At 62.3% G+C, this 21,565-nt stretch carries 15 protein-coding genes and 1 riboswitch; of the genes, 4 read left to right on the top strand and 11 right to left on the bottom strand.

Features of this window, described 5'->3' with window-relative positions:
- Positions 1 to 86: 86 nt before the first annotated feature.
- Positions 87 to 1,673: a bifunctional hydroxymethylpyrimidine kinase/phosphomethylpyrimidine kinase gene (gene thiD, locus AC0J5Z_RS12240; protein WP_475032445.1), complete on the bottom strand. Its 1,587-nt coding sequence runs from the start codon at positions 1,671 to 1,673 to the stop codon at positions 87 to 89.
- A riboswitch (TPP riboswitch) is annotated at positions 1,664 to 1,762 on the bottom strand. It overlaps the preceding gene by 10 nt.
- Positions 1,763 to 1,912: 150 nt before the next feature.
- On the bottom strand, positions 1,913 to 5,098 hold the full coding sequence (locus AC0J5Z_RS12235) for an Rne/Rng family ribonuclease (protein ID WP_475032443.1): 3,186 nt from the start codon (positions 5,096 to 5,098) through the stop codon (positions 1,913 to 1,915).
- 528 nt (positions 5,099 to 5,626) lie between these two features.
- Between AC0J5Z_RS12235 and AC0J5Z_RS12230 the strand changes: the two genes are divergently transcribed.
- Positions 5,627 to 6,238, top strand: a complete 612-nt coding sequence (locus tag AC0J5Z_RS12230; protein WP_475039675.1) for a vitamin K epoxide reductase family protein — start codon at positions 5,627 to 5,629, stop codon at positions 6,236 to 6,238.
- Between the two features lie 78 nt (positions 6,239 to 6,316).
- On the opposite strand, the gene ndk is transcribed toward AC0J5Z_RS12230, so the two are convergent.
- The 4 genes from ndk to ileS are packed head-to-tail and all read right to left on the bottom strand — an operon-like array spanning position 6,317 to position 11,896.
- On the bottom strand, positions 6,317 to 6,736 hold the full coding sequence (gene ndk / locus AC0J5Z_RS12225) for a nucleoside-diphosphate kinase (RefSeq protein WP_475032441.1): 420 nt from the start codon (positions 6,734 to 6,736) through the stop codon (positions 6,317 to 6,319).
- A 41-nt stretch (positions 6,737 to 6,777) separates the two neighbouring features.
- Positions 6,778 to 7,230 carry a DUF4233 domain-containing protein gene (locus tag AC0J5Z_RS12220; protein ID WP_475032436.1) on the bottom strand — a complete coding sequence of 151 codons (453 nt, stop codon included), beginning with the start codon at positions 7,228 to 7,230 and terminating at the stop codon, positions 6,778 to 6,780.
- A gap of 1 nt (position 7,231) precedes the next feature.
- On the bottom strand, positions 7,232 to 8,593 hold the full coding sequence (locus AC0J5Z_RS12215) for a bifunctional folylpolyglutamate synthase/dihydrofolate synthase (protein WP_475032434.1): 1,362 nt from the start codon (positions 8,591 to 8,593) through the stop codon (positions 7,232 to 7,234).
- 3 nt (positions 8,594 to 8,596) lie between these two features.
- Entirely contained in the window at positions 8,597 to 11,896 is a 3,300-nt protein-coding gene (gene ileS, locus AC0J5Z_RS12210; RefSeq protein ID WP_475032431.1) for an isoleucine--tRNA ligase, read from the bottom strand.
- A gap of 293 nt (positions 11,897 to 12,189) precedes the next feature.
- On the opposite strand from ileS, the gene AC0J5Z_RS12205 reads away from it, so the two are divergent.
- Complete coding sequence (locus AC0J5Z_RS12205; protein WP_475032429.1) at positions 12,190 to 13,251, top strand: endonuclease/exonuclease/phosphatase family protein; 1,062 nt, start codon at positions 12,190 to 12,192, stop codon at positions 13,249 to 13,251.
- A gap of 6 nt (positions 13,252 to 13,257) precedes the next feature.
- On the opposite strand, the gene AC0J5Z_RS12200 is transcribed toward AC0J5Z_RS12205, so the two are convergent.
- The gene (locus AC0J5Z_RS12200) at positions 13,258 to 14,037 is read right to left on the bottom strand and encodes an SDR family oxidoreductase (protein WP_475032426.1); all 780 of its coding nucleotides are present in this window, start codon (positions 14,035 to 14,037) and stop codon (positions 13,258 to 13,260) included.
- A 73-nt stretch (positions 14,038 to 14,110) separates the two neighbouring features.
- On the opposite strand from AC0J5Z_RS12200, the gene valS reads away from it, so the two are divergent.
- Together valS and AC0J5Z_RS12190 are read left to right on the top strand one after the other, a co-directional pair.
- Complete coding sequence (gene valS / locus AC0J5Z_RS12195; protein WP_475032424.1) at positions 14,111 to 16,732, top strand: valine--tRNA ligase; 2,622 nt, start codon at positions 14,111 to 14,113, stop codon at positions 16,730 to 16,732.
- A gap of 351 nt (positions 16,733 to 17,083) precedes the next feature.
- Positions 17,084 to 17,959, top strand: coding sequence for an Fpg/Nei family DNA glycosylase (locus AC0J5Z_RS12190; protein ID WP_475032422.1), 876 nt, complete (start codon positions 17,084 to 17,086; stop codon positions 17,957 to 17,959).
- Between the two features lie 16 nt (positions 17,960 to 17,975).
- Here the strand turns inward: AC0J5Z_RS12190 and AC0J5Z_RS12185 are convergent, their stop codons facing one another.
- The 4 genes from AC0J5Z_RS12185 to AC0J5Z_RS12170 form a co-directional block, all read right to left on the bottom strand.
- Positions 17,976 to 18,623, bottom strand: coding sequence for a mycothiol-dependent nitroreductase Rv2466c family protein (locus AC0J5Z_RS12185; protein WP_475032420.1), 648 nt, complete (start codon positions 18,621 to 18,623; stop codon positions 17,976 to 17,978).
- 80 nt (positions 18,624 to 18,703) lie between these two features.
- Positions 18,704 to 19,993 carry an ATP-dependent Clp protease ATP-binding subunit ClpX gene (gene clpX, locus AC0J5Z_RS12180; RefSeq protein WP_475032418.1) on the bottom strand — a complete coding sequence of 430 codons (1,290 nt, stop codon included), beginning with the start codon at positions 19,991 to 19,993 and terminating at the stop codon, positions 18,704 to 18,706.
- Between the two features lie 182 nt (positions 19,994 to 20,175).
- Positions 20,176 to 20,835 (bottom strand): ATP-dependent Clp protease proteolytic subunit, encoded by a 660-nt coding sequence (locus AC0J5Z_RS12175; RefSeq protein ID WP_011775058.1) that lies wholly within the window; start codon positions 20,833 to 20,835, stop codon positions 20,176 to 20,178.
- Between the two features lie 39 nt (positions 20,836 to 20,874).
- Entirely contained in the window at positions 20,875 to 21,486 is a 612-nt protein-coding gene (locus AC0J5Z_RS12170) for an ATP-dependent Clp protease proteolytic subunit (protein ID WP_014922040.1), read from the bottom strand.
- Between the last annotated feature and the right edge of the window lie 79 nt (positions 21,487 to 21,565).

Here is a 21,565-nt window from a genome sequence, read left to right as displayed (position 1 = left end):
CCGGAGGCTACCTCGTGACTTGCGTCACCAGTTGTAACGGACTCTCCCGGCACCGTGCCCATACAGCCTACAGGGTTTGGGCGAGATTAACGCGATTCGGTCAGCGACGCGCTGACGTGTCCCCGCAATAGGCCGCTAAATGCTTCCAGGGATGCCTGCGCAAACAGCCTGGGAGCATCGAAGAACGCCGTTTCGTAGCGGCAGGAATGCCCAAAAGCCTCCACCATGGCTGCCCGTTCCCGCTCGGAAGCCGCAACCGCCGCGGCATCAGTGAAGTTGATCGCATCCCTCGTTGCCGCAGCAAATTCCGGATCGGCGTAGGTTTTCAGCCAGTCGGCATATGCGTGATCTGCGGGGGCTCCGGCATCCACGTAGGCCGCATGAAGCTGCTGACCCACTTCGGCGTACAACCAATAGCAGGGCAGAATCGCCGCGAGGACTACCGCGTAACTGCCGGAAGCGGACGCCGCCAGCAGATGGTCCACATAGGACTTGGTAACCGGCCCCGTAACCGTCGACGCTTCCCGGGTGCTCAGCCAGTTCCTGTGCAACTCCGATTCAACCTCCAGGCACTGCTGTGATGCCTTGGCCCAGAACAGTTGTTCTTCCTCTGTGGGGGCCAAGGCACCCGCACGTGCCAACACCCTGGAGTACCCGTTGAGGTAGATGGCATCCTGCGCGAGGTAGTAGTTGAATTCATGTTCGGGCAAGCTCCCCGACTGTAGACCCCTGATGAATTCAAGGCCATAAATCGCCTTCAGTTCCGGAGCGGCTTCCTTCCAAAGGGTCGCGGCAAAGTCGCCCGCCCGGTGCGTCCGTTGGTGGTGGAAGTGATGCACCGGCCCGCTTCCTTGGCCTACTTGGAGGGCGTCAGAGGCCGTCAATGCCCCCAGCAACCACGGTTTCACCTCCCGCAGCGAGGCTTCCCAATCACGGTTACGAACCTGGGCCGTGGCCAAAGCGGAGGACAGGGAGCATCCGGTGCCGTGGCTGTTCTTCGTCTCAACCCGGTGACCGGCTACCTCAATCACATCCTGCCGCAGCAACCCGCTGGTGTTCACCAGCGCATCAGGGCAGTCCGGTCCTGGCAAGTGGCCTCCCTTAACCAGGACCGTGTTTCCGTACTCCGCCGCCAGCCGTTTGCCTTGGTCGAGCGCCGAAGCCCATTCTGCTGCCTCAGGCTCCCCCAGCAACATGGCCAGTTCAGGAAGGTTAGGCGTGATGAGGTCCGCCAGCGGGAGCAGCGAACGCAGGGCCTTCTCCGCTGACTCGCGCAGGAGCCGGTCACCACTGGTGGCCACCATCACCGGATCAAGGACCACGACGGCGGGACGCACCTCTTCGAGCCAGCTGCGGACCTCGTCTATGACGGCTGCATCGCCAAGCATTCCGATCTTGACGGCATCAATCGTGATGTCACTACTGATGGCGTCCAGTTGCTGGCGCAGGAACCGCGCGGGAGGGACGTGGACGGCACTGACCCCCACGGTGTTTTGCGCGGTGAGAGCCGTGATGGCAGCCATGCCGTACCCTCCGAGTGCTGCGACGCTCTTCAGGTCCGCCTGAATTCCGGCGCCGCCGGAAGGGTCCGAGCCGGCGATGCTCAACACCCGGGGCGCTGGTCGGCCGGAAGCGACCAGTGGGTACACAGGAGAATACGACGATGTAGTCATGAGGACATCCCTTCGCCGGTGCTAACCGGACAGGTTCAACGGGTTTGAATCTCAGCCCGGCCCTTCGCCTGGCACCCCGTGTCAGTCCCCCAGCCTAGCCGGGAAGCAGCACTGCACGGGAACCGCGGCCTGTTGAAGCCGGGATGTGACCACAATGGCCTCCGTTCTCGAATCCTCCCGGAATCAGCAAAGGGCCCCGCAATCCTTGGCGGATTGCGGGGCCCTCATATTGCTGACGACTAGAGCTCGGAGGCCGGCACTCCGACTCCGAGGATGATGGGCTCATCCGCCGGCGCCTTCTTTGCGGGTTCCACAGGCGCCTTGGCCTTATGGGCTGCCCCACGCGCGGCCGAGGCAGTCACTTCGTGGTGCTCCACACTGGTTTCATTAGCCGAGCCCTGGGCCCGGCTCGCACTTCGGTTTCGACGGCCACGACGACCACGCGGTGCTGAAGCAGCCTCGGGGTCTTCCTCGGCAGCCCGTTCCCGAGCATCAACCTTCGGTGCCGCAGGCGCCTCGGGGGCGGCAAAAGGTGCGGCTTCTTCCTCAGGTGCCGGAGCAGCACCGAGGTGCGAGAACGCTTCGGCCAGCAGATCCAGGCTCATGGCAGGCTTGGCGGCCTGCGGTTCCTCGTGGTGCTCAACGAACGGCAGCGCTACTTCTTCTCCGCCGAAGCGCAGGACCGGAGTAGACCTGGCTTCCTGGACTGTGGTTTCCCGGCCAGTGGTTTCCCGGCCTGCGGCTTCGCGGGCCGACTCTCCCGTTTCGCCGCTGACTACGGAGTCGGTGGTCGCCTCGTGCTGACCCGCCGCCCGTGCCTGCTCTTCTGCGCGGTGAACTTCGTCGTCGTGCAGGTGAGCGGCGTGCGCCGCAGCAGCGATCGTTGCCAGGGCAGCCCTGGTTGCCTCGGCTTTAGCTTGCCGGGCGGGATCCTTGGGTTCCGCCGTGGTCGAAGGTGCAGCCGGGGCGGACGTCGTCGTGTGGACCTGCGCGGGAGCTTCGACAATGGCCTGTCCCCCACCCTTGCCGCGGCGGCGCTTGCGCTCCGTCCGCGCAGCAGGCGGCTGCGCCTCCGTGTGCGGGCGGTGGTGTTCAGCAGCCACAACGTTGGCGCGACGGTGTTCAACGGGCTCGTCGTGCGTGACGACGCCGCGGCCGGCACAGTGCTCGCACTGCTCACCGAAGACCTCAAGGAGGCCAGTACCCATGCGCTTGCGTGTCATCTGGACCAGGCCCAGCGACGTCACTTCGGCCACCTGGTGCTTGGTGCGGTCGCGGCCAAGGCACTCGACCATACGCCGGAGGACGAGGTCGCGGTTGGATTCCAGGACCATGTCAATGAAGTCGATGACAATGATGCCGCCGATGTCGCGCAGGCGAAGCTGGCGAACCACTTCCTCAGCAGCTTCAAGGTTGTTCTTAGTGACCGTTTCCTCAAGGTTTCCACCGCTGCCGGTGAACTTGCCGGTGTTGACGTCCACCACGGTCATGGCTTCGGTGCGGTCGATGACCAACGAACCACCGGACGGCAGGAAGACCTTCCGTTCCAAGGCCTTGTGGATTTGCTCGTCAATGCGCCACGCGGAGAAGATGTCCTGTTCCTTGGTCCACTTTTCAAGGCGGCCCACCAGGTCAGGGGCAACGTACGTGACGTAGGCCTCGATGGTGTCCCAGGCGTCATCGCCGGAGACGATCAGCTTGGAGAAGTCCTCGTTGAAGACGTCACGGACAACCTTGATGGTGAGGTCTGGTTCGCCGTAAAGCAGTTCAGGAGCCAGGACCTTGGTGGACGTGGCCTGCCCTTCGATGCCTTCCCACTGTGCGCGCAGACGGTTGATGTCGTGCGTAAGCTCTTCCTCCGACGCACCCTCAGCGGCCGTGCGGACAATGACACCGGCGTTTTCCGGCAAACGGTCCTTCAAAATGCGCTTGAGGCGGTTGCGTTCGACGTCGGGCAGCTTGCGGGAGATACCGGTCATGGAACCACCGGGCACGTAGACCAAGTAGCGACCCGGCAGGGAGATCTGGCTGGTGAGGCGGGCACCCTTGTGTCCCACAGGATCCTTGGTGACCTGGACCAGGACAGAGTCGCCGGACTTCAGGGCGTTCTCGATCCGGCGCGGCTGGCCTTCGAGGTTGACTGCGTCCCAGTTGACTTCACCGGCGTAGAGGACTGCATTGCGTCCGCGGCCGATGTCCACGAAGGCAGCTTCCATGGAAGGCAGAACATTCTGGACCTTGCCCAAGTACACGTTGCCGATCAGGGAGTCCTGCTGGGTCTTGGACACGAAGTGCTCAGCCAGCACACCGTCTTCCAGGACACCGATCTGGATTCTGTCGTCGCGCTGGCGGACGATCATCTGGCGGTCCACCGACTCACGGCGGGCAAGGAACTCGGCCTCGGTGATGACCTGGCGGCGGCGTCCGGTTTCACGGGACTCGCGGCGGCGCTGCTTCTTGGCCTCCAGCCTGGTGGAGCCCTTGACGCCGGTGACGCGGTTGGAGGGGGCTGTCTCCGTGATGGGGCGGGGCGCGCGGACACGGGTGACCGTGTTGGGCGGGTCATCGTCCGAGCCGCCGGTCAGTTCAAGATCCTGGTCCCCACGGCGGCGACGACGCCTACGACGCGACGTGACGCCTTCTTCAAGGGCTTCTGCTGCCGGCGTTTCCTCGTCCTCAGACCCGGTGCCGTCCTCAGCCTCATTCTCTTCGCGCTCGGTTCCGCGGCGACCACGGCGGCCGCGGCTCCTGCGACGGCGGCGACTACCTGCGTCTTCCAGCTCGCCCTCAACGCTGGCTTCGGTTTCTTCTTCGGGCTCCTCGGTCTTCTCTTCCACCGTGGCAACGCGGGGGACGGTGGTGAGGTCCGGGGCCTGGAAGATCATGGACGTGATGGAGACCGGCTCCATGAACAAGGAAGTGGACGCGGCCTGGGCGGCTTCTTCGTCAGGCGTCTCTTCGGACGCGGGCTCTTCAGCAGCTACCTCAACGGCTGGTGCCTCTGGCTGGGAGCCAGCGTCCGGCGTCGTGGTTTCTGCGGCGGCTTCTGCAGCAGCAGGCGCCTCGACGGCCTCAGCCTTGGGCCTGGCAGTACGACGACGGCGGACCGGTTTTTCGGGGGCAGGCTCAGCAGCCGCTTCGGGCTTGGTTTCTGCGGCGGCTTCCGGCGCGGCAGTAGCTTCATCGCCCAAGCCTGGCAGCGGTTCGGCAGGCTCTGCCTTCTTGCGGGAACGGGTGCGGCGCACTGGTGCCGCGGTAGCCTCAGGGGCTACTTCGGTGCTGGGCGTCTCAGCCGCAGGCGCCTCTACGTCAGCAGCAGCCTTGGGCGCTGCCTTGCGCCGGGTCCTGGTGGCTTTCTTTGGCGCTTCCGCAGCTTCCGCGGGAGCTGCCTCGTCATTAACGGCTACAACCTGGTCATTATCCATATATGGCAACACTCCTGCCCCAGCGACGCCGCCACATCCGGCGCCCAGTGGAGCAAATATTGTCAAAACCCGCAGGCGTTGACAGAAGTCGGCAGTATGCCTTCCGGTTCGCACCATCATTGGGGTGCGGCAGCCCTGGAAGGCCGGCGGCTTTATTCTGAAACCCGTTGTTCTGCTGCCACAACCAGGTGCCGTCCATTGTCATGGCGGGCCTACCGAGGATCACGCGATCCGGGCAAGCCCAGCTCATACTGGCGGTCTTGGGAACAAAGTCACCGGACCGGATTTCGAATGTGGATCGACTTCCGGCCATGTTCATTCTCTCACACCACTGCACGTTCCCAGGGAAGGCCGCTGTGTCGTGGACCTCCGCGCATCAGCTGGGGCAAGCGCCCAGCCTTCGGAGTTACAATCCTCCCAAGAGCCCTTCCCGGTTTGCCGGGCCATTTGTCGAAAAGGATCATATCCGCGATGCCAAGCACCGCCAGGGAAAACCTGGCCCACAAAGCCACAAGCCATGTGGAGGACATGTCCAGCCAGCAGGATTCCCTCCCCAATGCGGTCCGCGACAAGCCTTTCGCCTGGCTGCTGTTGATCACCGGAATCGTTGGCTGGTTGGCGTCCGGCGCCCTGGTTTTGGAGAAGCTTGAGGTGCTCAAGGATCCCAACCACGTGACCGTTTGCGATGTAAACCCCTTTGTCTCCTGTGGCGAAGTGATGCAGACACCGCAAAGCTCCGTCTTCGGGTTTCCCAACATGTTCATCGGCATCGTTGCCTTCGCTGTCATTATCACTACGGCCATGGGCATTCTCGCGGGAGCGAAGTATTCACGGGGTTACTGGCTGGGCCTTCAAACAGGCGTGACCCTTGGCTTTGCCTTCGTTGTCTGGCTGTGGTCGCAGGCACTTTATGTCATCCACGTCCTGTGCCCGTTCTGCATGGTGGTGTGGGCCGCCATGATCCCGCTGTTTGTCTGGGTGACGATCCGCAACGTCACCAGCGGCGTCATCAAGGCGCCCCCCGCACTGGTCAGGCTTTTGTCCGGGTCGGGCTGGATCATCGTGGCGTTGCTGTACGTAGCCGTGATCGCCACGATCTTCTTCTCCTTCATCCACCTCTTCGTGGCGTCGTCCGCGTAAACCTCTGCTCGCGAGATAACAGATAAGGCCAATGTTCGTGATGAACATTGGCCTTATCTGTAGTATCGGTGAGCTTGGTTACGCCTCGAACCAGATCTTGATCTCGCGCTCAGCCGAATCAACGGAGTCGGAGCCGTGAACGAGGTTCTGCTGGACTGCCAAGCCCCAATCGCGGCCAAAGTCGCCGCGGATGGTGCCCGGTGCGGCCGTCGTCGGATCCGTGGTTCCGGCCAGCGAACGGAAGCCTTCGATCACGCGGTGGCCCTCGAAGACAGCAGCGATGACTGGTCCGCTCAGCATGAACTCAACCAGCGGCTCGTAGAACGGCTTGCCCACGTGTTCCTCGTAGTGCTGCTCCAGCAGTTCGCGGGTCGCGTTGACCTTCTTCAGTTCCGCCAGGGTGTAGCCCTTGGCTTCGATCCTGGCGAGGATGCTTCCACCCAGGTTGCGGGCGACGCCGTCGGGCTTGACCAGGACAAGGGTCCGTTCAATGCTCACAGTTGCTCCAATGTGGTTGGTCGGTGGTTTTCCCAGCCAGTTTACGGGGTTTGAGGGTCGGCTTCGTCACCGTGGGCTGCGTCCCATTCCGCCTGCTCACGGTCGCGCTGGGCAACCTCACGGTCGATCCGCATGCCGGCCCTGATCCCGTACCACCAGCAGATGGCAAACAGGATGCCGACAATGAACATGGTGGGCTCGGCGAAACCGGTCAGGATCAGCACAAGCTGCAGTCCCCAGCCAACCCCGACGCCCCAGGGCTTGGACAGTACGGCGCACGCCAACACCAGCACCACCGTCAGTGCGATGCCAACCCCAAGGATGATGCCGGGGTCCACTTCCCCACGCCTCAGGCCGAAGACTGCCAGCGTGCCGAAGAACGCGACGAAGGCTTCGAGCAGGAGCACAGTGGAAGCGAACATCACCTTGGTGGAGCGGCGCTTCTTGGGCATGCCTGGCCGCCATTCGCGCTGCGCCTTGGTCATTTTCGCCATCCTAGGCACTCGCCTTTCCGAGCAGGATCCGCGCCTCGGCCACCACTGTGATGGACCCCGTCACCAAGACGCCGCCTGCGAGGTCGTCGTTGGATTCGGCGCGCTCTACGGCCCACTCCAGGGCATCGTCCAACTTCTCGGCGATATGGACATTGTCCTCGCCAAAGCCGAGGTCGACGGCGAGTTCGGCCAGTTCCGCTGCCGGAACGGCACGCGCAGAGTTGGACTGGGTGAAGCAGAATTCCTCTGCAAGGCCACCCAGCGATTCCTTGAGGGTCTTCAGGATCTCCTCAGCATCCTTCTCCCGAAGAACGCCAACCACAACCACCAGTTTGCTGAAGCTGAAGGCCTCTTGGATCGCTTCAGACGATACGCGGATGCCGTCGGGATTGTGCGCAGCGTCCACCACGACGGTGGGCGCAGTGCGCACAACTTCAAGCCGGCCAGGTGAAGTCACAGTGCCAAAGGCTTCTTTGAGCACCTCGGCGTCGAGTTCCTTCTCTCCCCCACCGAAGAATGCTTCCAGGGCCGCTACGGCGACGGCTGCGTTTTCGGCCTGGTGGGCACCATGCAATGGCAGCAGCAGGTCTTCGTAGCGTCCGGCGAGTCCCTGAATGGTCAGGACCTGTCCACCCACGGCAACGCTGCGGGACTCGACACCAAATTCAACTCCCTCGAAACGGAACGGCACGTCTACTTCGCGGGCTTTCTCCAACAGGACCTGCGCAGCGTCCACCGGCTGGGCGGCGCTCACCAAGAAGCCGCCCGGCTTGATGATGCCGGATTTCTCGTAAGCGATGTCCTCGGTGGTGTCGCCCAGAAGATCCGTGTGGTCCAGCGAAATCGGCGTGATGACTGAGACTTGGCCGTCACCAACGTTGGTGGCATCGGTGATGCCTCCCAAGCCAACTTCCATGACGGCAACATCAACAGGCTGGTCGGCGAACACCGCAAAGCCCAGGATGGTCAGGCATTCGAAGTAGGTCAGCCGCGGCTGGTCGTCGGCGACGAGTTCGTTGTCCACGATTTCCAGGTAAGGGCGGATTTCGTCCCAGATACGCACGAACGTCGCGTCCGGCACAGGCTCGCCGTCAATACTGATGCGCTCAGTCACTTTCGACAGGTGCGGGCTGGTGTAACGTCCCGTGCTCAGCCCGTGGGCACGCAGTCCGGCCTCGATCATGCGGGCCGTGGAGGTTTTTCCATTGGTGCCGGTGATGTGGATGATCGGGTACGCCTTGTTCGGCTCCCCCAGCACGTCCATGGCACGGAACAAGGGCGCAAGCCGCGGTTCCATCTTGTTTTCCGGCGCGCGGCCCAGCAGTTCGGCGTACACGCTTTCAACCGAGAATTCATCAGTCATGGCTCAAGCCCCTGCCTTTGCAACGGTGACCTGCGGTTCGTCGACACTGGCCAACAGAACCTCCAGTTCCAACGTCAGAGTTTCGGTCTTGACGAGTTCCGAGTTGGCTTCCAAGGCGTCAACGACGTCCTGGGCTGCCTCCACCGAGGTACGGATGCGATCGCTCACGTTGAGTCCAGCGTCCTTGCGTGCCTGCTGGATGGCGCGGACCAGGTCACGGGCCAGCCCCTCGGCTGCAAGTTCCGGAGTGACTTCGGTGTTCAGGACTACGAAACCGCCGCCAGGCAGAACAGCGACTGCGGAACTACCGCCATCGGCTGATTCTGCCACCACGGTCTCAAGCGTGTACTCCTGGGGCTCGAGCTCCAGGCCACCGGCAACTACCACGCCCGCGTCGTTCACGGACCAGTCACCGGATTTGGAGCCCTTGATGGCCTGCTGCACGTTCTTGCCAAGACGCGGGCCAGCGGCACGGGCGTTCACCACGAGCTTCTGCTCAATGCCGAACTCCTCAGGGGAGGCAGTTGCAGCGTCCAGCAACCGGACCGAACGGAGGTTCAGTTCATCAGCGACGACGGCGGCAAAGCCTTCCAGCGCATCTGCACCGGGAGCCACTACAGTCAGCTCCTGCAACGGCAAGCGGACGCGCAGGTTCGCTGCCTTCCGCAGGCTTGAGCCGGTGGAGCAGATCTGCTGCACACGGTCCATGGCCTCCACCAATGAGGGGTTGGATGGGAACAGCGAAGCGTCAGGCCAGTCAGCGAGATGCACGGAACGGCCACCCGTCAACCCGCGCCAGATCTCCTCCGTCACCAGCGGCAGCAGGGACGCGGACACGCGGCACACTGCTTCGAGAGCCGTGTAGAGGGCGTCGAAAGCGTCAACGTTCTCGTCGAAGAAGCGCTGGCGGCTGCGGCGGACGTACCAGTTGGTGAGCATGTCCAGGTAGCTGCGCAGTTCATCGCAGGCCCCGGAGATGTCGTAGCTGTCCAGGCTGGTGGTGACGTTGCGGACCAAGTCTCCAGTGTTCGCCAGGAGGTACTGGTCCAGCGTGTCGGCATAGCCGTCGTAGCGCAGCTTCGCTTCGTAGCCGGAACCGCCGTTGGCAGCGTTGGTGTACAGCGTGAAGAAGCTGTAGACGTTCCACAGCGGCAGGATGACCTGGCGGACGCCGTCGCGGATGCCCTGCTCGGTGACCACAAGGTTGCCGCCCCGCAGGATCGGGCTGGACATGAGGAACCAGCGCATGGCATCGGAACCGTCGCGATCCAGGACCTCGGAGACATCCGGGTAGTTCCGCAGGCTCTTGGACATTTTCTGCCCGTCAGAGCCGAGCACGATGCCGTGGCTGATCACGTTCCGGAACGCCGGGCGGTCGAACAGTGCCGTGGACAGGATGTGCAGCATGTAGAACCAGCCACGGGTCTGGCCGATGTACTCCACGATGAAGTCCGCAGGGTTGTGGGTGTCGAACCATTCCTCGTTCTGGAACGGGTAGTGCACCTGTCCGTAGGGCATGGAACCGGAGTCGAACCAGACATCCAGCACATCTTCCACACGGCGCATGGTCGATTGTCCCTCAGCCGGCGTGCGGGGGTCGTCCGGGTTGGGACGTGTCAGCTCATCGATGAAGGGCCGGTGCAGGTCCACCTGGCCTTCGTTGTTGACCGGCAGGCGGCCGAAGTCCGCCTCCATATCGGCCAGCGACCCATAGACGTCGGTGCGCGGGTACTCAGGGTCGTCGGACTGCCATACGGGGATGGGCGAACCCCAATACCGGTTGCGGCTGATGGACCAGTCGCGGGCGTTGTCCAGCCATTTGCCGAACTGGCCGTCCTTGACGTTGCCGGGGATCCAGTTGATCTCCTGGTTCAACTCGGACATGCGGTCCTTGAACTTGGTGACCTCCACGTACCAGGAGGACACGGCGCGGTAGATCAGCGGGTTCCGGCAGCGCCAGCAGTGCGGGTAGCTGTGTTCGTAGCTGGCTTGGCGGACCAGCCGCCCGTCGGCGCGCAGCACCTGGGTGATGGGCTTGTTGGCGTCGAAGACCTGCAGGCCAACAATGGAGGCGAGCTCTCCGTGGGCGAAAAGCGGCAGGAACTTGGCGCCTTCGTCCACGGACAACACCACGGGGATGCCGGCGTCTTCACAGACCTTCTGGTCATCCTCACCGTAGGCCGGAGCCTGGTGGACGATGCCCGTACCGTCAGTGGTGGTGACGTAGTCAGCCACCAGGAAGCGCCAGGCGTTCCCGGTGCCGTACTTCTCAGCGTCAGCGAAGTCGTTCCAGAGCGGTTCGTACTCGAGTCCCGCGAGCTCGGCGCCTGTGTGAGTGGACACGACAGCGCCCGTCGCGGCAGCGGCGTCGTCGTACCCCAAATCCTTGGCGTATTGCCCCACAAGGTCAGCCGCGAGCAGGAAACTGCCGGTAACCGGCGCCTCAGCAGAGGCGGCTTTGACGCCGTTGGGTCCTGCGGGCAGGACGGCATAGGAGATATCAGGCCCGACGGCGAGCGCCAGGTTGGTGGGCAGAGTCCACGGCGTGGTGGTCCATGCGAGCGCCTGAACGCCTTCGAGGTCCTTGGAGAGTTCGGACTGCCCGGTCTTGATGGGGAACGTTACTGTGACCGTTTGGTCCTGGCGGTTCTTGTAGACGTCGTCGTCCATGCGGAGTTCATGGTTGGACAGCGGGGTCTCGTCCTTCCAGCAGTATGGAAGAACGCGGTAGCCGTTGTAGGTGAGGCCCTTCTCGTGCAGCTGTTTGAAGGCCCAGAGCACCGACTCCATGTACTCGACATTGAGTGTCTTGTAGTCGTTATCGAAGTCCACCCAGCGTGCCTGGCGGGTGACGTAGGCCTTCCACTCGTTGGCGTACTTCATGACCGAGGCGCGGCAGGCGTCGTTGAATTTGTCGATGCCCATGGCTTCGATCTGCGTCTTGTCCGTCATGCCCAGCTGCTTCATGGCTTCGAGCTCTGCAGGGAGGCCGTGAGTGTCCCAGCCGAAGCGGCGCTCCACGCGTTTACCGCGTTGGGTCTGGTAGCGGCCTACGAGGTCTTTGGCGTAGCCGGTCAGGAGGTGGCCGTAGTGCGGCAGGCCATTGGCGAAGGGAGGGCCATCGTAGAAGACGAATTCGTTGCTGCCGTCCTTGCCCGCATCGCGTTGGTCGATGCTGGCCTGGAAGGTGCCGTCTTCACCCCAGTATTTGAGGATGCGCTCTTCGATTTCCGGGAACTTCACGGAAGCGGACACGCCGTGCGTGCCGGAAGAAGAGGCTGAGGCCTTGGGGTAGTGGGTCATCTCATATCCTGTGATAGCTGGTTGACTGTCAGGATGCGAGGACGGCTTCGGCATTGACCTGGATCAATACCGGTACCGCGGTACCACCTCACTTACCGGAAAACGGGATTCCGGCCTCTCATTACTGCTGTGACGGGCTTACCCGTCCGGTTCTACTGGGCGCTTGCCACCTTGCGGGTGGTCAGTGCTGTTCTTCCGGAAGCTCACCGGTGATGGCCGGGTCAAAGCTGGTCTTCCAAGTCTAGCGGCAGCTGAGGGCCCTGTTCTACTTGGCTGTGCATAGACTCAAACCCATGACACACCCGGGGAATGCCGTGAAGGAAACCCGCCCTGCGCCGCGCCGTGCTTCCTTGGCGTGGTCAGTGGTGGCGTTGCTTGCTGCGCTGCCCGTGGCGGGGGTATCGATGTTCCGCGCGATCCCCGCGGAGTGGCCCTTGATCGTGGTGCAGCTGTTGTCCTTCACCCCGTGGATGGTGCTGCCGGCGGCGCTTGCCCTGATTCTTGCCTTGGTAGGGCGGCGGCGTTGGGTCATCATCACGACGGCGGCCCTGCTGGCGGTCCAGCTGTTCTGGCTGGTCCCGTTGGGCGCCGGAAAGCCGGAGCCACTACCTGCCGGTACTGCCACGGCCCCTTTGAGAGTGATGAGCCTCAACTCTGAATACGGAGAAGCAGACGCCGCCGCCATCGTGAAGCTGGTCACGGACAACGGGATTCAGCTGCTGACCATCCAGGAACATACGCAAGGACTGGAGGATCGCTTAACCTCCGCGGGCATGGAGGACGTACTGCCGAACCGGGTCAGCGAACCCAACGACGATGCGTCCGGCGGCGCCGTGTACTCGGTGTTCCCGCTCGAACCCGACGGGCTCCTGCCTGATACGCCATTCCGGATTGCCGTCACCCGGGTACTCGTCTCAAACCCGGAGTCCAGCGACAAGGCCTCGCTGAACCTCAGCAACGTGCACGTCCTCCCGCCGGTGGATGAGCGGATTGACCAATGGCGGAGCGACCTCGGCAAGATCGCCCGCCAAGCGTCGGAATCCGGGAACCAGCTGCTGATGGGCGACTACAACGCCACGTACGACCACTCCGAGTTCCGGGCTTTGCTGGACACCGCGTTGATTAAGGGGAAGGAGGCTGCTAACCCGGACGGCAGAAAGCTCATCGACGTCGGGACCGCTGCGGGTGCACGGTTCGCTCCCACGTGGCCCATGGAAGGACCCCCGCTTCCGGGCATCGTGATCGACCATATGGTCACCTCGCCCCGCATCGGCAGCAGCGGATACGCCGTCCACCGGGTTCCCGGTTCGGACCACGCAGCCATCATGGCTACACTCACCCTCCCGGCTGACTGACGGGCCTCAGCCCTGTTTGCGGATGAGTTTGTGGTTGGCCGCCTGAGCCACAGGGCGGACAACGATCTGGTCGAGGTTGATGTGGTGCGGTAGCGAGACTGAGTACGCCACCACGCCTGCTACGTCCTCGGCGGTCAGGGGCTTCTCCACGCCGGCATAGACCTTGGCGGCTGCGTCTTTGTCACCGAGGCGGTTCAGGGCAAATTCCTCCGTCTGCACCAAGCCCGGGGCAACCTCGATGACCCGGATGTTGTTGCCCACCTCTTCCAGGCGCAGAGCATTGGTCATGGCATGCTGGGCGAATTTGGCTGCGTTGTAGCCCGCACCGCCTTCATAAGCGGACAGCCCTGCCGTGGACGTCAGGTTGAGGACAGTTCCCTCGCCGTTGTCCCGCAGCATGGGCAGGAAGGCCCGGGTGATCTTCATGGTGCCCAGGACGTTGACCTGGTACATCCAGTCCCAATCTTCAGTGTCGGCGTTCGCGATCGTATCTGCGCCCCGTGCACCGCCGGCGATGTTGATGAGCGTGTCAGCACCTCCGGCTTTGGTGACGGCCGCGAGCAAGGCCGCGACGTCGTCGTCGTCCGTGATGTCAGCCGGGAACGGCACGGCACCGGTCTCGGCACCCAGCGCGCCTAGCCTGTCGGCCCTGCGCGCCACGGCGAAGACCTTCCATCCGCCGGAAACCAGTGCCCTTACGGTCGCCTGGCCGATGCCGGTGCTCGCACCGGTAACGACGGCCGTCTTGTTGTGTCCTGCAGGGGTCTCGTGTGCTGCCAAAGTCATGGCACCACCTTATCGGGGGTGCGGGATCCTCCGACGGGCGAGCTGTAACGCCAGGCCATGAAACAATTGGTCCATGGCTGAATCAACGCAGGGTACAGACACGCCCGCCACCGCCCCCATCAACGTTCCCGACAAGCCGGCCCTTGAAGGCCTCGAGGCTGCCTTGACGCAGCGCTGGCTGAAGGAAGGAACCTATAAGTTCAACCCGGACACCACCCGGGAGCAGGTCTACTCGATCGACACTCCCCCGCCCACGGCATCCGGCTCGCTCCACGTGGGCCACATGTTCTCCTTCACCCAGACTGACGTCCAGGCCCGCTACATGCGCATGACCGGCAAGAACGTCTTCTACCCCATGGGATGGGACGACAACGGCTTGCCCACTGAGCGCCGCGTCCAGAACTACTACGGTGTGCGTTGCGATCCCGCCATCCCCTACAAGGCCGACTACACGCCCCCGGCGCAGCCTGCCAAGAACCAGCGCGATTTCGACGTCGTTTCGCGCCAGAACTTCATCGAACTTTGTGAAGAACTCGCCGTTGAGGACGAGAAGGTCTTCGAGAACCTGTTTCAGACCCTTGGCTTGTCCGTGGACTGGGACCTGACCTACCGCACCATTGACGACACCTCCCGTGCGGTGTCCCAGCGTGCCTTCCTTGCGAACCTCTCCGCCGGTGACGCCTACATGGCCGAAGCACCCACACTCTGGGATGTGACGTTCCGCACCGCTGTTGCACAGGCTGAGCTTGAGGACCGCGAAGTTGCCGGCGCCTACTACCGCTACCCCTTCTTCACCGAAGACGGCGAAAAGATCTTCATCGAGACCACGCGCCCGGAACTGCTGGCTGCCTGCGCGGCTTTGGTGGCAAACCCCGACGACGAGCGGTACCAGCCGCTCTTCGGCAAGACTGTGAAGTCGCCCCTGTTCGACGTGGAACTCGAGGTCAAGGCCCACCCGCTCGCCAAAGCGGACAAGGGCTCAGGCATCGCCATGGTGTGTACTTTCGGTGACCTGACCGACGTCACCTGGTGGCGCGAATTGCAGCTGCCCACACGCGCCATCATGGGCCGGGACGGCCGCATCATTGCCGATACCCCGGAGTGGATCACCACCGACGCCGGCAAGGAAGCCTATGCTGCGATCGCCGGCAAGACCGCTTTCTCCGCCAAGGAAGCCGTGGTTGAACTGCTCAAGGCAGCGGAGCTGCTGGACGGCGAACCAAAGAAGATCACCCACCCGGTGAACTTCTTCGAGAAGGGCGACAAGCCCCTCGAGGTTGTTACCTCCCGTCAGTGGTACATCCGCAACGGTGGGCGCGATGAGGAACGCCGCGAACGCCTGATCGGCCGTGGCCAGGAAATCACCTTCCATCCGGCCTTCATGCGTTCCCGTTACGAGAATTGGATCGCAGGCCTGAACGGTGACTGGCTCGTATCCCGCCAGCGCTTCTTCGGCGTGCCCATCCCTGTCTGGTACCCGCTGGATGCCCAGGGCAACCCGGACTACGACAACCCCATTCTGCCTTCGGACGAGATGCTCCCCGTAGACCCCGCCGCGGACGCCGCTCCCGGTTTCGAGGAATCGCAGCGGGACCAGGCCAACGGCTTCACCGGTGACGCCGATGTCCTGGACACCTGGGCCACGTCGTCGCTGACCCCTCAGATTGTGGGCGGCTGGAGCCGTGACGAGGAACTGTTCTCCAAGGTATACCCCTTCGACCTTCGTCCGCAGGGACACGACATCATCCGCACCTGGCTGTTCTCCTCTGCCGTTCGCGCGGATGCCCTGCAGAAGAACGCCCCGTGGAAGCACGCGGCCATCTCCGGCTGGATCCTGGACCCTGACCGCAAGAAGATGTCCAAGTCCAAGGGCAACGTGGTTGTACCCACGGATGTGTTGAATGAGTATGGTTCGGACGCCGTCCGCTACTGGGCAGCTTCGGCCAAACTCGGTGCGGACACGGCGTACGAGATCGCCCAGATGAAGATCGGCCGCCGCCTTGCCATCAAGCTGCTGAACGCTTCCAAGTTCGTGCTGAACCTTGGAGCCACCGAGAACTCAGTGGTGACGTCGGACCTTTCGGTCCTCTCCAATCCTTTGGACCGTGCGCTGTTGGCGCAACTGTCCGAGGTTGTTGCCCAGTCCACCAAGGCGTTCGAGAACTACGACTACGCCCGCGCACTCCAGATCACTGAGTCGTTCTTCTGGCAGTTCACGGACGACTACGTGGAGCTCATCAAGGACCGTGCCTACGGTGCCGCCGGCGAAACCGAGCAGGCATCCGTCCTGGCCGCCCTGGCGACAACGCTGGACTCCCTTCTGCGCCTGTTTGCACCGTTCCTGCCCTTCGCAACCGAAGAGGTCTGGGGCTGGTGGCGCACAGGATCAGTTCATCGTGCCGAGTGGCCGGGAGCCTTGGAAATCACCGATGGTGACACCACCATGCTGGGCACCGTGGGCATAGCACTGAGCGGCATCCGCAAGGCCAAGTCCGAGGCGAAGGTCAAGCAGCGTACTGAGGTGCTCTCGGCATTCATTACGGCTTCGGAGGTACTGGTCGCCCAGCTTAAGGCCGGCCTCGGTGACTTGAAGGCAGCCGCCAACGCACAGGAGATTACTCTCCAGTCCGGCGAAGGTGAACTGACGGTCAGCGATGTTGTCCTGGCACCGGTCGAGGAAACGACCGCGTCCTAGCAAGTAGGGCCCAACAGCTGGAACCACCCGTTTTAGGGCAAAGGGGAAGCCCCATCAGCGTTTTGCCGTTGGTGGGGCTTCGACTTTTCGGCTGTCTGGTGATGTCTTGACAGTCTGGCGGAATCCTTGGAATTTCAGGTCTTCCTACCTCATCACTGGTAGGTTGCTTCCAACTTTGCCGAAGGCTGCGTTGGTTGCAATCACTGAATCTTTGGTTTCCGTGTCCCTCTTCTTTCGAAGTGGGTAAGAACCATTGTTGTCCCGCTGACGACGATGCACAAGGCCTACGAAAGAACTACAAACCTGTAGTTTTCCTGCGGGCAGATAGCTACCTGTGGCAGAGTATTGACCATGCCGGAACTCCCCGAAGTGCACGGCCTGTGCATGTATTTGGACACCCAACTCCACGGAGCCGTGCTGACCGAGGTCCGCATCAACTCCATCTCTGCACTCAAGACTGCGGATCCTCCCTACACGGCACTGGAGGGTCGGACCATTCTCGGTGCGAAGCGCATCGGGAAGTTCGTCTGCCTCGACGCTGACGGCTTGTTCTTCGTGTTCCATCTGGCGAAGGCCGGCTGGGTCAGGTACACGGAACACCCGTCCTCAGCCGGGTTGCGCATGGGCAAAAGCAACATCTCAGCACGGCTCCTGCTCCAGCGGCCTGCCGACGATGCCCACATCGGCGTGGACCTGACCGAAGCGGGAACCAAAAAGAGCCTCGCAATCTACGTGGTGAAAGATCCCCAGGACGTTCCGGGAATAGCCACGCTTGGACCAGAACCCCTCAGCCCCGATTTTGACTTGGAGGCGCTGGCAGCAATCGTCCGATCAAGTTCCCAGCAGATCAAAGGCCTGCTGCGCAGCCAGAGCGTGATCGCTGGAATCGGCAACGCTTACAGCGACGAAATTCTCCACGCGGCCAAGATTTCCCCCTTTGCCACCGCCAAATCCTTGGACCAGACAACGGTCGCCCGGCTCTACGAGGCCATGCAGGAGATCCTGGTGGGAGCCGTCAACGCCGCCGCCGGGAAACCGTCGAGTGAGCTCAAGGACACCAAGCGCAGCAACTTCCGGGTTCATGCCAGGACCGGTCAGCCGTGCCCTGTGTGTGGAGACACAGTCCGTGAGGTGTCCTTCGCGGACACCTCACTTCAGTACTGCGCCACCTGCCAGACCAACGGGAAGATTCTGGCTGACCGACGGACCTCACGGTTCCTGAAGTAGCGTTCTACCGTTCAGGCTAGTTGAATTCAGGGCTTTCAGTTCGGCTGCGCTTCAGCTCGAAGAAGTGGGGGTAGCCAGCCAGGGTAACCGTGGCGTCCCAGATCTTTCCTGCTTCTTCGCCACGAGGAATCCGAGTAAGGACCGGACCGAAGAACGCCGTGCCGTTGACGGCTACCACGGGAGTTCCGACGTCTTGGCCGACCAACGAAATACCGGCCTCGTGGCTTGCACGCAACGGGGCATCGTATTCATTTGAGTCTGCGAATCGGGCCAGGTCAGCAGGAAGGCCGGTCTCGGCGAGGGCCTTCTGGATCACGGAGGCCCGGTCTTTGTTACCCTCGTGATGGATCTGCTCCCCCATGGCGTCATACAGCGGCTTGACGTAGCTGCTGCCGTGCAGCTCCTGGGCTGCGATGATCACCCGGACAGGCCCCCAGCTGTCGTCCATCATGGCCCGGTAGTCCGAGGGAAGGTCACGGCCCTCGTTGAGGACAGAGAGGCTCATGACGTGCCAATCGGTCTCGATGCCCCGCACCTGCTCCACCTCGCCGATCCAGCGCGAGGTGATCCAGGCGAACGGGCAGACGGGGTCGAACCAGAAGTCAGCCTTGTTGTTGACGGTCTCTTCGGACACGATCTGTTCGGGCACGATCTGCTCAGGCACAGGGAACTCCTCTGAAGGGTGGGAAAAGTGGCATGACAGCGGTCCTGGCGGGACCACGCCTTGTTTAGGCCAACAGGAGGCTAAGCCGACTTATTCCGGCGCTTGGCAACGACGTCGTGGGCGATCATGGTGGGCTGGGCCTTCTTGGCCACGACGTCCGCCGTGATCACCACGGTTGCGATGTCGTCCCGGCTTGGGAGATCGAACATAACGGGAAGCAGCACGTCTTCCATGATGGCCCGGAGTCCACGTGCACCAGTGCCACGCTCAAGCGCTTGATCCGCTATGGCGTCCAAGGCGTCGTCGTCGAATTGCAGTTCCACGCCATCCAACTGGAACATCTTCTGGTACTGCTTCACCAAAGCGTTTTTTGGTGTGGAAAGAATCTGGATCAGTGCTGGCCGGTCCAAGCTGGACACCGTGGTAATGACCGGGAGGCGCCCAATGAATTCGGGAATGAGGCCAAACTTAAGCAAGTCTTCCGGCATGACTTCGCCGTAAGTATCCACGTTGTCCCGGGCCTCGTTGAGCGGTGCGCCGAATCCGATGCCCTTGCGCCCGGACCGTGAACCAATGATGTCTTCCAAGCCGGCGAAGGCACCGGCCACAATGAAGAGAACGTTGGTTGTGTCGATCTGGATGAATTCCTGGTGTGGGTGCTTCCGTCCACCCTGGGGCGGGACAGAAGCAACAGTGCCTTCAAGAATCTTCAGCAAGGCCTGCTGTACGCCTTCACCGGATACATCGCGGGTGATCGACGGGTTCTCGCTCTTGCGGGAGATTTTGTCGATCTCATCGATATAGATAATGCCTTGCTCGGCCTTTTTGACGTCGTAGTCTGCCGCTTGAATGAGCTTGAGCAGGATGTTCTCGACGTCCTCGCCAACATAGCCGGCTTCCGTCAAGGCTGTGGCATCAGCTACGGCAAACGGCACATTGAGGCGGCGGGCCAGCGTCTGGGCCAAGTAGGTCTTGCCGCACCCTGTGGGTCCGATCAGCAGGATGTTTGACTTGGCGATCTCCACATCCTCGTGGTGCGAACCCTCGCCCAGGCTGCCGGTCTTGGGTGCGTGGCCAGCCTGAATGCGCTTGTAATGGTTGTAGACGGCCACAGCCAGCGACCGCTTGGCGGGTTCCTGGCCGATGACGTATTCCTGCAGGAAGTCGAAGATCTCACGGGGCTTGGGCAGTTCGAAACTACCGAGATCGGAAACTTCGGCGAGCTCCTCTTCGATGATCTCGTTGCAAAGCTCGATGCACTCATCACAGATGTAGACACCGGGCCCGGCAATCAGCTTCCGTACCTGCTTCTGGCTCTTTCCGCAGAAAGAACACTTCAGCAGATCCGTGCTCTCGCCAATCCGAGCCATGTGGGAATCCCTTCGTTGCATTCGGGTGATGCGGCTCCGCGCCGTACTCAAGTGTGCGGCCACGCCGCGGTTGGCACCACCGTGACAACATCCACTCTAGGTCACAATGGGCTGCTTGGGTGGAAACAGAACGCCGGTGCGGTCCATATTTCGTGAACCGCACCGGCGTCCAAATCCGTGCATTACCGGGCGATTGCCTGGGGCTTGATCTTGCGGGAGTCCAGGACCTGGTCAATAAGACCGTAGCTCAGGGCATCCGCAGCGGTGAGGATCTTGTCGCGCTCGATGTCGTTGTTGACCTGCTCGGATGTGCGGCCCGAGTGGTGCGCCAGGGTGTCCTCAAGCCAGGTGCGCATGCGCATGACTTCCGCCGCCTGGATCTCAAGGTCGGACGCCTGTCCGCCCTGGCCACCGGAAAGGGCCGGCTGGTGGATCAGAACGCGGGCGTTCGGCAGGGCCAGACGCTTACCGGGCGTACCAGCGGCAAGCAGCACCGCAGCCGCGCTTGCTGCCTGACCCAGGCACACCGTCTGGATCTCCGGACGGATGTACTGCATGGTGTCGTAAATAGCCGTCATGGCAGTGAAGGAACCGCCCGGCGAGTTGATGTACAGGGTGATGTCGCGGTCCGGATCCGTCGATTCAAGGACCAGCAGCTGGGCCATGATGTCGTCGGCGGACGCGTCATCAACCTGTACGCCAAGGAAGATGATGCGGTCCTCGAACAGCTTGGTGTACGGATCCTGGCGCTTGAAGCCGTAAGGCGTGCGCTCCTCGAACTGGGGCAGGACGTAGCGGCTGGACGGGAGATTACCGGCAGACCATCCGAAGTTGTAGTTCATGTTCTTTACTCCTGGGGTTTCAGTGGTTCTTTGTGCCGGTTAGTTTTCGGAGTTCGACTGGTTGGCCGTTCCGCCGCCGCCTGCAACAGAACCGGCGTGCGCCGAGATCTTGTCGAAGAAGCCGTACTCCAGGGCCTCAGTGGCCGTGAACCACTTGTCGCGGTCGTTGTCCTTGAGGATGGTCTCCACGGACTGCCCGGTCTGCTCTGCAGTGAGTTCGGCCATGACCTTCTTCATGTGCAGGATCAGTTCCGCTTGGATCTTGATGTCCGAGGCCGTGCCACCGATGCCGCCCGAGGGCTGGTGCATCAGAATGCGGGCGTTGGGCGTTGCGTAACGCTTGCCCTTGGTGCCGGAGGAAAGGAGGAACTGACCCATGGACGCGGCCAGGCCGGTTGCCACAGTGACGACGTCGTTCGGGATGAACTGCATGGTGTCGTAGATGGCCATGCCTGCCGTCACGGAACCACCCGGAGAGTTGATGTACAGGTAGATGTCCTTCTCAGGGTCTTCAGCCGAGAGGAGGAGGAGCTGCGAGCAGATGGCGTTGGCGTTCTCGTCACGCACTTCAGAGCCGAGCCAAATAATGCGCTCTTTCAGCAGGCGGTTGTAGATGTAGTTGTCCTGGGCTGCGGGATCGACAGTTGCCATCCGGGGAGCCTCTGATTGCTGTGACATAAGTACTTACCTCTCGCTGGTGCCAGTGACCTCACTGAACTTCACTACTTGG

It is taken from the genome of Paenarthrobacter sp. TRD_SC_7 (assembly GCF_056156245.1).
Note: the sequence above shows the minus strand (reverse complement) of the source record. Positions and strands in the feature narration are given on the sequence as shown.